The following is a 16,403-nucleotide window of genomic DNA, read 5'->3' as shown; positions in this document are numbered from 1 at the left end:
CAGGATAATCCGTAATGATGTCTGAGGACAACGAAAAGCATATTGAAGAGGAAGAAGAAATCACTAATGAACCATTAGAGTCTACGGGCCCTGATAAAAAGTGGTATTCTCTTCGTGTCATAAGTGGTAAAGAGCGCAAGATTAAGGAGCGTATTGAGCTCGAAATCGACCGTTCCAAATGGGGAGACTTCATTACGCAGGTACTGGTGCCAACCGAAAAGGTGTACAAGATTCGCGCGGGGAAGAAAGTGATCTCTGAGCGAAATATCCTTCCTGGTTATATCCTGATTGAAGCAATCCCCACCAAGTTGTCAGGCGAGATTATTCAAACCATTGCCAATATTCCTAACGTTATACACTTTTTGGGTAAAAACAACCCTATCCCCATGCGCCCTTCTGAGGCCAATCGAATGCTGGGCAAAGTGGATGAATCACAGGAAGCGGGCGAAGCGATGATTGAGCCATTTATCGTTGGCGAAACCGTGAAGATCATCGATGGTCCGTTCAGCGAGTTTGTTGGAGACATTCAGGAAGTGAATGATGAGAAGAAAAAGCTGAAGGTTATTGTTAAAATCTTCGGTCGAGGTACAGAGGTTGAGCTCAACTTCATGCAGGTAGAAAAGACCTCATAACTGAATTGTAATTTTTAAGCTACACGCTTTTGTCCCTGTTTTTCGACAGATGCAACCGGAATGCAGGAGCTTCCCCTAAGCAACGTAGCCCCAAATATTTTTAAAGCGAGATACAATGGCTAAGGAAATAGATACTTTTATCAAGCTGCAGGTTCGTGGTGGTGCTGCTAACCCTGCACCTCCGGTAGGTCCGGCTCTTGGTGCTAAGGGGGTTAACATCATGGAGTTCTGTAAGCGTTTCAACGCGGAAACACAGGACAAGCAGGGGCAGGTATTGCCAGTCGTGATCACGGTGTTCAAGGACAAGTCCTTCTCCTTTGTAATCAAAACGCCACCAGCGGCAGTACAGCTTCTTAACGCAGCTAAGCTCAAGAAGGGTTCTTCTGAGCCTAACCGTGATAAGGTAGGTACTGTAACCTGGGACGATTGCAAGGCAATTGCCGAGAATAAAATGACAGACCTTAACTGCTTCACAGTCGAGTCAGCCATGAAAATGGTTGCAGGAACTGCCCGCAGTATGGGTATTGTTGTCAAAGGCACTCCACCTTGGATGACGCCAGAAGAGGCTGCGGCTGCGGCTGAGAACTAGACAAAACATTTTTAAGCAGGGAGTTCAGGCATTACCTGGACGCTATTCACCTCAAAATATTTCACAATGGCAAAAGTTGGAAAAAAACGAGCTGCTGCTGAAGCGAAGGTCGATCGTAGCAAGAGCTACACCCTCGACGAAGCTGCCGCACTCGTAAAAGAAGTCAACACCACTAAGTTTGACGCTTCCGTTGACCTGCACATTCGCCTGGGCGTAGACCCTCGAAAAGCAGATCAGGCTATCCGTGGCACAGTTGTTCTTCCTCATGGTACGGGTAAGACCAAGCGCGTCTTGGTTTTCTGTACTCCTGATAAGGAAGAAGAAGCAAAAGCTGCCGGTGCAGACTATGCCGGACTCGATGAGCTGGTACAGAAAGTACAGGGTGGTTGGACAGACTTTGATGTTGTCGTGGCGATGCCACAGACAATGGCTCAGGTCGGTCGCCTCGGCCGTATTCTTGGTCCTCGTGGTTTGATGCCAAACCCTAAGACCGGAACGGTTACACCGGATGTTGCTGCGGCCGTTTCAGACGTAAAGGGCGGTAAGATTTCTTTCCGCGTAGATAAATATGGTATCATTCACGCTTCCATTGGCCGCGTGTCCTTTGAGCCACAAAAGCTGGCAGATAACGCAAAGGAACTTCTCGGCACACTGAGCCGCATGCGCCCGGCATCTGCTAAGGGTACTTACATGCGTAACGTGACAATGGCAAGCACGATGAGCCCCGGTATTCGGGTAGACGCCAAAAACATTGGTTAAGTAAACTTTTCAAAACCGAAGAGCAATGACTAGAGCAGAAAAGACAGCTACCATTGAGGCGTTGAAGGAGAAACTATCCGGGGTAGAATACTTTTACCTCGCAGATTCTTCTACGCTTACGGTAGAACAAATCAATAAGTTCCGCGGCATGTGCTTCGAGAAGGGCGTGGAGATGAAGGTTGTGAAAAACACCCTCATCAAAAAAGCCCTCGAAGCTGCTTCCGGGGAAAAGAATTACGAAGAACTTCATCAGGCACTCAAGGGGCATACCGCGATCCTCTTTACAGAGACGGCAAATGCACCTGCAAAACTGATTAAGGAATTCCGCAAAGACAGTGAGAAGCCAACGCTTAAAGCAGCTTATATCGAATCTGATGTTTACATCGGCGACGATCAGCTCGAAGCCCTGGCAAACCTCAAGTCGAAGGAAGATCTGTTGGCAGAAGTTATTACACTGCTACAGTCTCCTGCGAAGAATGTTATCGGCTCCCTCAAGTCCGGAGGTCAGACCATTGCAGGTCTGCTCAAGGCACTGGAAGAGCGCGCGGCGTAATTCAACCTGGCAGCCCCCGGCGGGGCCGCCCAATCCATACGGCTTCCAAGCTGTACGCACAATATATTTTTAAACGTACACTACTTCAAAAATTATCTTACAATGGCAGATCTGAAAGAATTTGCAGAACAGCTGGTCAACCTCACTGTAAAGGAGGTCAACGAACTGGCGAACATCCTGAAAGAGGAATACGGCATTGAGCCTGCTGCTGCAGCTGTTGCAGTTGCTGCAGGTGGTGGCGCAGCCGATGGCGGTGCAGCTGCTGAAGAAAAGACTGAGTTCGACGTTATCCTGAAGTCTGCTGGTGCAGGCAAACTGAAAGTCGTTAAGGAAGTGAAAGGCTTGCTTGGCGTCGGTCTGAAAGAAGCGAAAGAACTGGTTGACGGCGCTCCTGGTACCATCAAAGAAGGTGTGCCTAAGGAAGAGGCTGAGAAAATCAAAGAAGCACTGGAAGGTGCCGGTGCTGAAGTTGAGCTGAAGTAATCAGCGCATACAAAGGAAGGGGAGTAAGCAGGTTTCCCTTTTGGAAACGGCTTATTCCTCTCCCCTCAAGGCTTAGCGAGTTGGTCTCCAACTGGCTAAGCCTATCGTCGTATAGATAAGTTCACGGAAATTGAACTTTTTCCATAATTTTGGGTATTATTACAGCGGCTGCTTTTGAGAGAAAGCTCTTGACTGCCAAGAACACAAACAATATTGCCAATGACGTCAAACGGTAAGGTATTGACCGCCGAAGAGAAGAGAGTGAACTTCGGCAAAATAAAGCTTCCCTCACCATACCCCGATCTTCTTGAAATCCAGTTAAAGTCTTTTCAGGAGTTCTTCCAGTTGGAAACGACCCCTGAAAACCGTATGAACGAAGGACTTTATAAGGTTTTCCAGGAGAACTTTCCTATCACGGATGCCAGAAACATTTTCGTTCTGGAATTTCTCGATTACTTCGTTGACCCTCCCCGCTATACTATTGATGAGTGTATGCAGCGAGGGCTTACTTATAGTGTGCCGCTGAAAGCAAAGCTGCGCCTGTCTTGTAATGACGAAGAGCACGTGGATTTCCAAACTATCGTGCAGGATGTATTCCTCGGGAACATCCCTTACATGACACCTAAGGGTACCTTCGTGATCAATGGTGCTGAACGGATCATAGTGTCACAGCTTCACCGTTCGCCAGGGGTATTCTTTGGGCAAAGCTTTCACCCCAACGGAACCAAAATCTATTCTGCCCGTGTGATCCCCTTCAAGGGCGCATGGATGGAATTTGCCACAGACATCAACACGGTTATGTATGCCTACATCGACCGTAAGAAGAAGTTCCCGGTAACGACGCTGATGCGGGCAATCGGTTACGATACGGATAAAGCCATTCTCGATATCTTCGACCTTGCAGATGAAGTACCTGCTACCCGCGATGGGCTCGAAAAAGCCATCGGGCGTAAACTCGCCGCTCGGGTACTGCGAAGCTGGTCAGAGGATTTCGTAGATGAAGATACCGGCGAAGTGGTTACCATTGAGCGGAATGAAATTATCCTGGAGCGCGATATTGTACTTGATGAGGACAATATCGAACTTATCCTTAATGCAGAAACCGAAACGGTTATCCTGCAAAAGGATGAGATTGACCAGGATTACTCCATTATATATAACACACTGCAGAAAGACCCTTCCAGCTCTGAAATGGAAGCGGTGCAGTACATCTACCGACAGCTGCGCGGCACAGATCCACCCGATGAAGAAACCGCCCGCGGTATCATCGATAAGCTGTTCTTCTCCGACAAGCGTTACAACCTTGGAGAAGTGGGCCGCTACAAGATCAACCGCAAGCTGAAGCTGGATATTGACAAGGAGACCCTGGTACTGACCCGCGAAGACATCATCTCTATCGTGAAGTACTTGGTTAGCCTGATCAACCAGAAAGCAGAAATTGATGACATTGACCACCTAAGCAACCGCCGTGTACGTACGGTGGGCGAGCAGCTCTACGCGCAGTTTGGTGTAGGTCTGGCACGTATGGCCCGTACCATCCGAGAGCGTATGAACGTTCGGGATAACGAGGTCTTCACGCCAATTGATTTGATCAATGCGCGGACCTTGTCTTCTGTCATCAACTCTTTCTTTGGAACCAGCCAGTTGTCTCAGTTCCTGGACCAGACCAACCCGCTCTCTGAAATTACGCACAAGCGGCGTATTTCTGCACTCGGGCCAGGCGGTCTTTCCAGAGAGCGAGCCGGTTTTGAGGTACGTGACGTTCACTATTCTCACTACGGACGCCTATGTACTATTGAGACACCGGAAGGTCCAAATATTGGTCTGATCTCCACCCTTTGCGTCCACGCAAAGGTGAATAAGATGGGCTTCCTGGAAACCCCTTACCGGAAAGTGACTTCCGGGGCTGTAGAGGTAAAACTGGAACCCGAATACCTGTCAGCTGAGGGCGAGGACTTTAAGCGGATTGCTCAGGCCAACGCTCCAATCACGGAGAAAGGAGCCTTTGAGTCTGACCGTATTAAGTGCCGTGAACACGGTGACTTCCCCGTACTGACTCCAGATGAAATCGAGTACATGGACGTTGCGCCTAACCAGATTGTTGGGGTGTCGGCTTCCATGATCCCTTTCCTTGAGAACGATGACGCCAACCGTGCCCTCATGGGATCAAACATGCAGCGTCAGGCCGTTCCACTGCTGCGCCCGCACTCACCAGTTGTGGGTACAGGACTGGAAGGTAAAGTGGCTCGTGACTCCCGCATGCTGATCAATGCAGAGGGCGATGGCGTGGTGGAATACGTTGATGCCAATGAGATCATCATCCGCTACGACCGGACTGACGAGGAGCAATTGGTTTCTTTCGAAGACAACCGGAAGATTTATAAGCTAATCAAGTTCCGCCGGACGAACCAGGGTACAAGCATTAACCTGAAGCCGATTGTGAAGCGTGGGCAGCGCGTAACCAAAGGGCAAATCCTTTGTGACGGTTACGCTACCGAAAAGGGCGAACTGGCACTTGGCCAGAACCTGAAGGTGGCATTCATGCCTTGGAAAGGCTACAACTTTGAGGATGCAATTGTACTCTCTGAGCGTGTAGTCCGGGAGGATATCTTCACTTCCATCCACATCGAACACTTCGAGATGGATGTCCGGGATACCAAGCTTGGTGAAGAAGAACTGACCAACGATATCCCAAACGTCAGTGAAGAAGCCACTAAAGACCTTGACGAAAACGGTATCATCCGGGTTGGTGCATGGGTGCGTGAAAGCGATATCCTGATCGGTAAGATTACCCCCAAGGGAGAGTCTGATCCAACTCCGGAAGAGAAACTCCTCCGTGCGATCTTCGGTGATAAGGCCGGTGATGTGAAGGATGCCTCTATGAAAGCGCCTCCTTCTACTAAAGGTGTGATCATTGACAAGCAACTCTTCGCCCGTGCCAAGAAGGATAAAGTCCAGAAAGCACAGGAGAAAGAACTGCTCACGAAGCTGGAAGACCAGCATAAGATTGCGCTCAACGAGCTCAAGACCATCTTGATTGACAAGCTGCTGATCCTCATCAAAGGCAAGGTTTCTCAAGGCGTGAAGAGCATCTACAACGAGCCAATTATTCCTAAAGGGACCAAGTTCACACAATCTCAGTTGCGCGAAGTTGACTATACGAGCGTTGACTACACGAACTGGACAGACAATGATGACACCAACGGCCTGATAGCCAAGCTGCTGCACAACTACAGCATCAAAGTGAACGAAGAAGTTGGTCGTTACAAGCGCGAGAAGTTCAACATCAGCATTGGTGATGAGCTGCCCGCAGGCGTACTCAAGCTGGCAAAAGTCTACATGGCTAAAAAGCGTAAGCTCCGTGTAGGTGATAAACTGGCGGGCCGCCACGGTAACAAAGGTATCGTTTCCCGAATTGTGCGTATCGAGGATATGCCATTCCTGGAAGATGGTACAGCGGTTGACATCGTGCTGAACCCACTGGGTGTACCATCCCGTATGAACCTCGGACAGATTTTCGAGACCGTACTGGGCTGGGCAGGTGAGAAGCTGGACATGAAGTTTGGTACGCCTATCTTCGATGGTGCCAGCAAGGAGGAGATTGATGAGTACATTCAGCAGGCTGGATTGCCAAGCCTTGGTCAGACGTATCTGTACGATGGCGAGACTGGCGACCGTTTCCATCAGCAAGCCACAGTAGGCGTGATCTACATGCTGAAGCTGTCGCACATGGTGGATGACAAAATGCACGCACGTTCCATCGGGCCATACTCCCTCATTACGCAGCAGCCACTGGGCGGTAAAGCACAGTTTGGTGGTCAGCGTTTTGGTGAGATGGAGGTATGGGCACTTGAGGCATTCGGTGCATCCAACATACTGCAGGAGCTGCTCACGATCAAGTCGGACGACATCAACGGTCGTGCGAAGGCTTACGAGTCGATTGTGAAAGGCGACCCACTGCCGGATCCAAGCATTCCGGAGTCGTTCAATGTACTGGTGCATGAGCTTCGCGGCCTGGCACTGGATGTGAAGTTCGACTAGGTCACGCTGTTACTTGCAGCCTAACAAATAAGATTGTTTCACTGGGGCAGCCCTGGCGCTGCCCCATACCAACAATACCATATGTCCTTTAAGAAACAGAATAATATTCAGACCCAAAACTTCGACAGTATCACCATCAGTCTGTCTTCTCCAGATGAGATTCTGGAGCGTTCCTACGGTGAGGTGCTGAAGCCGGAAACGATCAACTATCGCTCCTATAAGCCGGAGCGTGATGGTCTGTTCTGCGAACGCATCTTTGGACCAGTAAAAGACTATGAGTGCTACTGTGGTAAATACAAGCGTATCCGGTACAAGGGTATCGTCTGTGACCGTTGCGGAGTTGAGGTGACGGAAAAGAAAGTCCGCCGTGAGCGCATGGGGCACATCAAGCTGGTGGTCCCTGTGGTACACATCTGGTTCTTCAAATCACTGCCCAACAAGATTGGGTATATGCTCGGGCTTTCCTCGAAAAAGCTGGAAAGCATCATTTACTACGAGCGTTATGTAGTGATTCAGCCAGGTGTGAAAGAGGAAGAAGGTGTAGCTAAAATGGACCTCCTGACGGAAGAAGAGTACCTGGAAATTCTGGATACCTTGCCGCAGGACAACCAAATGCTGGACGATGAGGATCCGAATAAGTTCATGGCTAAGATGGGGGCGGATGCTGTCCGTGACCTCTTGATGCGCCTTGATCTGGATCAGCTGTCCTTCGCACTGCGCCATCAGGCCGCTAATGAGACTTCGCAGCAGCGTAAGTCGGAGGCTCTGAAGCGTCTTCGTGTAGTAGAGGCTTTCCGGGATGGACTGACTCGTATTGAAAACCGTCCGGAATGGACTATCATTCAGTACCTGCCGGTTGTACCACCTGAACTGCGCCCTTTGGTGCCTTTGGATGGTGGCCGTTTTGCCAGTTCTGACCTTAACGACCTCTACCGTCGGGTAATTATCCGGAACAATCGTCTCAAGCGACTGCTCGAAATCAAAGCGCCGGAAGTAATCCTGCGTAACGAGAAGCGGATGTTGCAGGAGGCTGTAGACTCCCTCTTCGACAACTCCCGTAAATCCAACGCTGTGAAAGCTGAGGGCGGACGGGCATTGAAGTCGCTGAGTGATATTCTTAAAGGTAAGCAGGGGCGTTTCCGTCAAAACCTGCTAGGTAAGCGTGTGGACTACTCCGGTCGTTCGGTGATCGTTGTAGGCCCAACGCTTAAGCTTCACGAGTGCGGTATCCCTAAGGCGATGGCTGCTGAGCTGTTCAAGCCGTTTGTGATCCGTAAGCTAATCGAGCGCGGTATTGTGAAGACGGTAAAATCTGCTAAGAAACTTGTAGACCGAAAGGACCCCATCATCTGGGAAATCCTCGAAAATATATTGAAAGGGCATCCGGTTATGCTCAACCGGGCACCAACCCTGCACCGTCTTTCCATTCAGTCCTTCCAGCCTAAGCTGATTGAAGGCAAGGCGATTCAGCTGCACCCGCTGGTATGTGGTGCTTTCAACGCCGACTTTGACGGTGACCAGATGGCCGTACACGTGCCTCTGAGCCACGCCGCAATTCTGGAAGCGCAAGTGCTCATGTTGTCTTCTCACAACATGCTCAACCCGCAGAACGGGTCGCCGGTTACACTGCCTTCTCAGGATATGGTACTGGGGCTTTACTACATTACTAAAGAGCGCAGCTCCACTGAAGAGATCAAGGTAAAGGGTGAGGGTCGTCGTTTTTACTCTCCGGAAGAGGTAATGATTGCCTACAACGAAGGGCAGCTCGACCTGCACGCTTCAATTAAGGTGCGAGTGAAGGTAGAGAATGAAGAAGGTGAATTGGTCAATAAGCTTATTGATACCACCACTGGACGGGTAATGTTTAATCAAAACGTACCCAAAGGAGTGCCATTCGTCAATGTACTACTGACGAAGAAGAACTTGAAGCGGGTTATTGGTGACGTGATTGAGCGGACTGACTTTGCGGTCACGGCAGCCTTCCTTGACGCGATCAAGGAAATGGGCTTCCTCTGGGCATTCAAAGGTGGTCTGTCCTTCAACCTGGGTGACCTGATCGAGCCTTCTGTCAAAATCAACACGCTGGAAGAAGCGCAAGCTGAGGTAGATGAAGTCTGGGATAACTATAACATGGGGCTTATCACTAACAATGAGCGCTACAACCAGATTATCGATAAGTGGACCTACGCAGATAACCGCATCACGGATGTGCTGATGAAGGAGCTCGCCTCTCACAAGCAGGGCTTTAACTCCGTATTCATGATGCTGGATTCCGGTGCACGGGGTTCTAAGCAGCAGATTAAGCAGCTGTGTGGTCTGCGTGGACTGATGGCGAAGCCGCGGAAATCCGGTGATACCGGTGGAGCGGTTATCGAAAACCCAATTCTGTCTAACTTTGTAGACGGTCTGTCCGTACTCGAGTACTTTATCTCAACTCACGGTGCCCGTAAGGGTCTGGCGGATACCGCTCTGAAGACAGCCGATGCAGGTTACCTGACACGTCGTCTTGTGGATGTAGCTCAGGATGTGGTTATCCTTGAGGATGATTGTAATACGCTGCGCGGTATAGAAACTACCGCACTTCTGGACAACGACAAAGTAGTCGAGGACCTGAAATCCCGTATTGCTGGTCGCTTCACCCTGCATAATGTACTGCACCCCGAAACCGAAGAGGTGATGCTCAAGGCCGGAGAGTACATTACGGAGCCTATGGCTGCTAAAATCGAAGAGGCAGAAGTAGAGTCTGTTACAATACGTTCCGTACTGACCTGCGACACGAAGCGCGGTGTTTGTGCGAAGTGCTACGGTAAGAACCTGGCAACGGGCCGTACAGCTGAGTCAGGTGATGCCGTGGGTATCATTGCTGCACAGTCGATCGGTGAGCCGGGTACACAGCTGACGCTGCGGACCTTCCACGTAGGTGGTATCGCATCGGTTTCCAAGTCAGAATCTGAGATCGTTTCCAAGTTTGAAGGTAAGATCGAATTCGATAGTATCCGAACAACAGAAATGGTGGAAGAACCTGGTGAAGAGAAGGACATCGTTCTGTCTCGTACCGGTGAAATCCGGATCGTGGACGCCAAGTCCGGCAAGCAATTCGCTAGCCACTATGTTCCTTACGGTGCTAACCTGCACGTGAAGGAAGGCCAAAAGATCAAGAAAGGAGATATGATTGCGGACTGGGATCCATTCAACGCCGTAATTATCTCTGAATTCTCAGGTGTAGCCAAGTTCGAGTCTATTGAAGAAGGTTCAACTTATCGTGTTGAGCGGGACGATCAAACGGGCTACGCAGAGAAGGTGATCGTAGAAAGCAAGAACAAGCGTAAAATCCCAACCGTCAAAATCGTAAGTGCAGACGGTGAGGAATTACGGAGTTATAACCTGCCGGTGGGCTCTTATCTCTCTATTGATGAGGGTGATACGATCCGCGCCGGTCAGAAGATTGCCAAGATTCCACGGAAGCTGGGTAAGATTGCCGATATCACCGGTGGTCTGCCACGGGTAACAGAGCTTTTCGAGGCTCGTAACCCATCCAACCCTGCAGTGGTTTCTGAAATCGACGGTGTAGTATCCTTCGGTAAGATTAAGCGGGGTAACCGCGAGGTAATGGTCGAAGCGAAAGATGGTCAGAAGCGTAAGTACCTGATCGGTCTTTCCAAGCACATCCTGGTACAGGAAGGTGACTTCGTTCGCGCAGGCACTCCACTGTCTGATGGAGCAACTGCCCCTCGTGACATCCTGAACATTAAAGGGCCATTTGCCGTACAGTCTTATCTGGTCAACGGTGTACAGGAAGTATACCGGGCACAGGGTATCACCATCAACAACAAGCACATTGAGGTGATCGTGCGTCAGATGATGCGCCGCGTGCAAATCGAGGATCCGGGTGATACCAGCTTCCTCGAGGGCGAAGCGGTTGAGAAGTACCAATTCCTGGAGCAGAACGACTGGATTTTCGATAAGAAAGTCGTTACCGAGTCTGGCGACTCCAACAAGCTGCGCCCCGGACAACTCGTGACTTTGCGTCAGCTGCGGGAAGAAAATTCTCAGCTGCGCCGCAATGACCTCGAGCTGGTACAATACCGCGATGCAGTGCCTGCGACATCAAGCTCGCTCCTGCAGGGTATCACTAAGTCTTCACTGGGTACGGAAAGCTGGATTTCTGCCGCTTCCTTCCAGGAAACGACTAAGGTGCTCAGCACAGCAGCGATTGGTGCTAAGATGGACTTCCTTAACGGTTTGAAAGAGAACGTCATCGTAGGTAAGCGTATCCCGGCTGGTACGGGCATGCGTGAGTACGAAGATCTCTTTGTAACCACCATGGAAGCGCACGAGGCACACGAAGCACGCCGCAAGCAATTAGAAGAAGTAGCTGAAGATTAAAGAAAGATCGGAAGCTTAGGATAAAATGTAAGCCCCCTTCTGGTTATGCCGGTAGGGGGCTTTTTTATCGTTGAGTAGCAAAAGAGGATGGACTACTATATCTAGTCTGGCCCATTGATCTCCTCCAATAACTGTTGAGCTTTGTCCTGTATTTCAGAAGAAGCGCTCTGTGCGGCAACCTGTTTTAAGGCGCCCAAACCTTTAGGGTTTTCAGTAGCTAAATAGGCTAGTGCAAGGTACCATTCCATTTTAGCTTTCTGAGAATAGGGCTGCTGGGTTAAGTTTTCCAGGATGGGGATGGACTTATCATATTCACCCTTTTCAAAGTAAATAAAGGCAAGGTACTGCTGTGCATTACGGTACTGCCCTCCCTGTGCTTCCGTTACGGTAAGCAAGGCGGATTCTGCTTCGTCTAGTTTCCCTTCTCCCATTAGACGATAGCCTTTTGCTAAAGGAGATTCGTTCGTTTGCGCCCCTCTTCTGACTATTTTTAGTCCAGCAATAGGCGAGGTCGTATTTGCTACTGCCAATGCCAACTGTTGCATTTCAGCAGCTGGCGAAGCTGTTTCCTGAGCGTTAGCGATTGGTGGCGTTGCTTCCGGCTCTTGTTCGGTCGTTTCCGGAGCAGGTGCAGTTTCCTGTGAGGAAGGCTGAAGAGATTCTGACTTTTTCGGAGTATCTCCCGAAGTCTCAGTCTCGTTTAATTGAGGCACAGAAGATGGCGTTTCGGTTGCCGCATTTAAGGCTTCATTTTTCTCATCCGAGTGCCAGGACCAAATTAACAATCCGGTAAAAACGACGATCACGAAACCCCAGTTAGTCCATTTGCCCGGGAATTTGTTGGCGTTGGGTTTAGGAGAGCTATCAGATACTGCAGTGGAGGAAGAGGCTTCTTCATTCCACGCTTTCATCATTTCGTCCAGCTTTTCATCGACCATGACTTCTGCCAGCTCCTGTTCCAGGCGCACCAATTCCAGTTGGTCAGCTACGTCCTTATCGGAGTCAATGAGCTGCCGGACTTCAGCCTGTTCTGCTGCATCTAAGCTGCCTTTTAGATAGGCATCAAGCTTTTCATGTAGGGTTGCTTTATCCATAGCTCAGGCTTTTTAGAAGTGCGTTTAAGGTAGGTTGGCTGGCCAGTTTTTCTTTGAGTTTGGTCATGCAGCGATATCTGATCTTACGTACCGCTTCCTCCGCCTCAATTTCCAGCTTTTGTTTAATCTCTTTACTGTTGTAACCTTCGTAGCCCATCATGATGACTTTTTTGCACCGATCGCCAAGGAGCGCCAGCACTTTTTGCAACTGGCTTTTCCGTTCCCGGCTCATCATCCGGGTTTCCGGCGTATGCTGGTATTCGTCATCCAGGGTTTCTTCCTTATCCGTAAGGGTAGTCCGCTGGTAGAAGCTTTTTTTTAGGCCGTCGAGCCAGCAGCGGATACAAATGCCTACGAAAAAGGTACGCAAACTGCTCCTGCCTTCGAATTTGCCATTCAAAAGATGCCGGTAAAACGCTTTGAACCCTTCCTGGAAGGCATCCTGTGCATCATTTGCACTCCCTCCCTTTTGCTGGATTTTGCGTATGACCGATGCCCTCAGCTGCTGGTCTGTAAAGAAGGCTTTCAGGGCATTGGCCCTTTCCTGTTCGCTGCCCCTGATCATGTTCAGGAGCTGCTCGTCGGAGTATTGAGGTTTCGTTATGGGCATACTTCAGGATTATGGGGCGAGTATTATTGTAAATGTATTTAAAATTAAGGGAATCAATCAAATGCGGGCATGAGAAAAGAAAGAATAGGGATGGTTCTTAGCGTTTTCATCCTTATACAATATTTAGTTGCCATTGCTGAAACGGCAGGGGTTTTCAGGTGCTGTATGCTTAAATTTAAATCTTATAAACGAGAGATATTGGTTTTTACGAAGGGCGGACCATTGAATAGCTTGGAAAATATACTGCTGGAAAATAGGGCGTGTCAGGGGGACATTTAGGCCGTTGTTTCCACTAACCAGGCAGTTTAATAACCTTTTAAATTCTTTACACCGTCATGGAAAATCAAGGTTTCACTTCAGTTTCATTATTGCTGTACATTATATTATTGCTGCTTCTACCTGCAGCTGTCCAATCCCAGCAACAGAACCTTCCCGGCGAATATTACGAGGGGAGGGTTTATGTGAAAATTCAGGAGAGCGCGGGTCTTCAATGGGCTCACATGGACAGCCTGCAAGACCTGTCAGCCTACGGGTCATTTGCCGAGCTGTTCAGGGCATTTGGTGTATACCGCATTCACAAGCCATTCGGCAGGCTTCCAAGCTCTTTTTTTGACCATACTTACCAATTGTATTTTTCAGAAACCGGTCAAGAACAGGCGTTCATACAATTGCTGATGCGGGAGCCTGCAGTAGAATTTGCAGAGCAGGTGCCGGTCATGCGCTCCTTTTATACGCCCAATGATGCCTATGCAAACAACTCCAATCAGTGGTTCCTCGCTCAGATTGATGCTTACGATGCCTGGGACCTGCACCAGGAAGGAGAAGGGGTAGTTGTTGCGATAACGGATGATGCGGTGAAATGGAACCATGAGGACTTAGACGGCAACCTCTGGATAAATGAGGCAGAATACGATGGGATTGAAGGCATAGATGATGATGGTAATGGATATATAGATGACTATATCGGCTGGGATGCGGCCAACTGGGATAATGACCCTCAGCCTCCGGCTTATGCATCTTCAGCTGTTTTTTCTCATGGCACCCACTGCGCGGGGATTGCCGGTGCGGTAACTGACAATTGGGTTGGAGGCGCCTCTATTTCTTTCAATAATGCCCGGATCATGTCGTGTAAAGGGAAAACAGATGGTACAACTGGAACCGAGATTGACGAAGCGTGGGGCGCATTTGCATATGCGGTGGCAGCCGGAGCGGAAATCATCAGTTGCTCGTGGGGCGGTAGTTTTTCATTGGTGAACTCTAACCTTGTAAGCCTGGCTATTGATAATGGCGCGATAGTAGTCGCAGCTGCAGGGAATGATAATACTTCAATTCCTTCCTACCCTGCAGCCTACACTGGAGTGTTGGCTGTTGCCAATACACGTTCCGGAGATGTGCGCAACACCAGCTCCAATTATGGATATTGGGTGGATATAGCAGCCCCAGGTACGAATATCTTAAGCCCAATCGCTTTCAATCAGAGCAGCTACGACAGCTATAATGGCACTTCTATGTCCTGCCCGATGGTGGCAGGGCTGTTGGCGCATATGAAGTCTTACAAGCCCAATGCGGCAAATGAGGAAATAGTCGACTGTTTGCTGAGCAGTGCTGATAATATCGATGTTGTCAACCCTGGTTTTGTGGGTGCGCTGGGTAGCGGCCGCATCAATGCACGTGCAGCCCTGGAGTGTCTGGACGGGGGAGGCGGTGGAGGAGATTGCAATGGGATTGCCCTGGGGTTGACCATTACCCTCGACGATTATGGTGATGAAACTACCTGGGGTGTCTACCAATCTGGTAATCTGATTGTCTCTGGAGGGCCTTACGAAGAGGGTGCCGAAGGATTGGTCATACAGGAACCGGTTTGTCTTCAGGAAGGCTGTTATGACCTGGTCTTTTTCGATTCTTACGGTGATGGGATGTGCTGTGACTTTGGTGATGGGAGTTATTTCCTGACATCGCCGACCGGCGAGGTTCTGGCATCCGGAGGAAGCTTTGAGGATCAGGAAGTAAATAATTTTTGCGTAAACGGTAGCGGTGGTGGCAGCGGCTGCCCGCCCCCTAATGATTTGCATGCTTTTGAGGTGGGGTACTCTCATTTGTACCTGGACTGGACCCCGGTTGCTGGTGACGCAGAGGCTTATCGGACTCGCTTCAAAAGGGTAGGGCAATCAGTCTGGACGGAAGGCAACTGGTTTACATCATCTGCCACAATTTGGGCTAATATGCTGCCCTGCCGCGACTACGAATTTCAGGTACAGTCCCGCTGCGGTGGTATTGAAGGTGAATTCTCGAATACAGTTATTTTATCTACTCGTGGGTGTGAAGATGCGTACTGTTACTCCTACGGTACCACATGGGATGACTGGATTGCAAGGGTGCAGCTCAAGGAAATTGACCACGAAACAGGCAAATCTTATGGATTTGGCGATTACATGGACCTGTCTGCAAATCTGGAGCAGGGCGCTCAGTATCCGCTTACGCTGACACCCGAGACAGATGATAATCAACAACCGGTGTACTGGCGGGTTTGGATAGATTTTAATCAGGATGGAGATTTTCAGGATGCTGACGAATTAGTTTTTCAGCAGTCTGCAATTAATACAACACCTGTTTTCGGAACGATCAACATTCCCGGAAATGCACTTACAGGCCCAACGCGTATGCGGGTCAGTATGGACCCCAATGGTTTTGCCGAATCCTGCAGTACAGGTAGTGCCCGGGAGGTGGAAGATTATACGGTGATTGTCAATGAGGGAAGCCCGAATTCGAGCTCATGGGAGGAGACCATGGCTTCTTCAGTAGAGGTGTTTCCTAATCCGGTACGAGAAAGGGTCTATGTGAAATTACCAAAAAGGATGGACGATCCTGCGAGCTTTGCATTGCTGAACGCACAAGGGCAAGTGGTGAAGCGATGGTCCCAAATGGAGGTAAATGAAAGTCAGCAGGTTAGTTTGGACGTTAGCGAGTTATCATCGGGACTGTTTTGGCTGGAAGTAAGCTTGGCGTCGTCCCGGGCTGTGAAAAAAATAGTAATACATTAAATTCAATCAACAGAGGCTGCCTTAATGGTAGCCTCTGTTGTATATTTAAGGTACGCCCGGTATTGTTGCCGATAAGTAGAAGGGTGCCACTTACTATACTGACGATTAAGTGGTTTGCTACAGCAAACCTACTCAATGTCAGATGCTATGTTTAGCATCTGAGCAAGTTCTTTGAAAATTTCATAGATTAGCACTACCAAAGGAGGTTATGCTTT

At 49.4% G+C, this 16,403-nt stretch carries 10 protein-coding genes; 8 read left to right on the top strand and 2 right to left on the bottom strand.

All coding sequences use genetic code 11. The features are described from left to right. Positions 1-17 precede the first annotated feature (17 nt). From nusG to rpoC, 7 genes are all read left to right on the top strand, one after another. Positions 18-632 (top strand): transcription termination/antitermination protein NusG, encoded by a 615-nt coding sequence (nusG, locus tag MRY86_RS23825; protein ID WP_293566228.1) that lies wholly within the window; start codon positions 18-20, stop codon positions 630-632. Positions 633-747: 115 nt separating this feature from the next. After that, a complete protein-coding gene (gene rplK / locus MRY86_RS23820) occupies positions 748-1,221 on the top strand; it encodes a 50S ribosomal protein L11 (RefSeq protein WP_293566230.1) in 474 nt (157 codons plus the stop codon). 66 nt (positions 1,222-1,287) lie between these two features. Further along, positions 1,288-1,980: a 50S ribosomal protein L1 gene (gene rplA, locus MRY86_RS23815; protein WP_293566232.1), complete on the top strand. Its 693-nt coding sequence runs from the start codon at positions 1,288-1,290 to the stop codon at positions 1,978-1,980. Positions 1,981-2,005: 25 nt separating this feature from the next. After that, the gene (rplJ, locus tag MRY86_RS23810; protein ID WP_293566234.1) at positions 2,006-2,533 is read left to right on the top strand and encodes a 50S ribosomal protein L10; all 528 of its coding nucleotides are present in this window, start codon (positions 2,006-2,008) and stop codon (positions 2,531-2,533) included. Between the two features lie 102 nt (positions 2,534-2,635). After that, on the top strand, positions 2,636-3,016 hold the full coding sequence (rplL, locus tag MRY86_RS23805; RefSeq protein WP_293566235.1) for a 50S ribosomal protein L7/L12: 381 nt from the start codon (positions 2,636-2,638) through the stop codon (positions 3,014-3,016). 219 nt (positions 3,017-3,235) lie between these two features. Next, positions 3,236-7,057: a DNA-directed RNA polymerase subunit beta gene (gene rpoB / locus MRY86_RS23800; protein ID WP_293571976.1), complete on the top strand. Its 3,822-nt coding sequence runs from the start codon at positions 3,236-3,238 to the stop codon at positions 7,055-7,057. A gap of 81 nt (positions 7,058-7,138) precedes the next feature. After that, a complete protein-coding gene (gene rpoC, locus MRY86_RS23795; RefSeq protein ID WP_293570191.1) occupies positions 7,139-11,443 on the top strand; it encodes a DNA-directed RNA polymerase subunit beta' in 4,305 nt (1,434 codons plus the stop codon). Between the two features lie 101 nt (positions 11,444-11,544). On the opposite strand, the gene MRY86_RS23790 is transcribed toward rpoC, so the two are convergent. Then, on the bottom strand, positions 11,545-12,537 hold the full coding sequence (locus MRY86_RS23790) for a hypothetical protein (protein ID WP_293570189.1): 993 nt from the start codon (positions 12,535-12,537) through the stop codon (positions 11,545-11,547). After that, positions 12,530-13,147 carry an RNA polymerase sigma factor gene (locus MRY86_RS23785; protein WP_293570188.1) on the bottom strand — a complete coding sequence of 206 codons (618 nt, stop codon included), beginning with the start codon at positions 13,145-13,147 and terminating at the stop codon, positions 12,530-12,532. The genes MRY86_RS23790 and MRY86_RS23785 overlap by 8 nt, the downstream gene beginning before the upstream one ends. Before the next feature lie 500 nt (positions 13,148-13,647). Between MRY86_RS23785 and MRY86_RS23780 the strand changes: the two genes are divergently transcribed. After that, positions 13,648-16,188: a S8 family serine peptidase gene (locus MRY86_RS23780; protein ID WP_293570187.1), complete on the top strand. Its 2,541-nt coding sequence runs from the start codon at positions 13,648-13,650 to the stop codon at positions 16,186-16,188. Positions 16,189-16,403 lie beyond the last annotated feature (215 nt).

Origin of the sequence: Phaeodactylibacter sp. (assembly GCF_022763345.1) — a bacterium.
Lineage (GTDB): Bacteria > Bacteroidota > Bacteroidia > Chitinophagales > Saprospiraceae > Phaeodactylibacter.
Note: the sequence above shows the minus strand (reverse complement) of the source record. Positions and strands in the feature narration are given on the sequence as shown.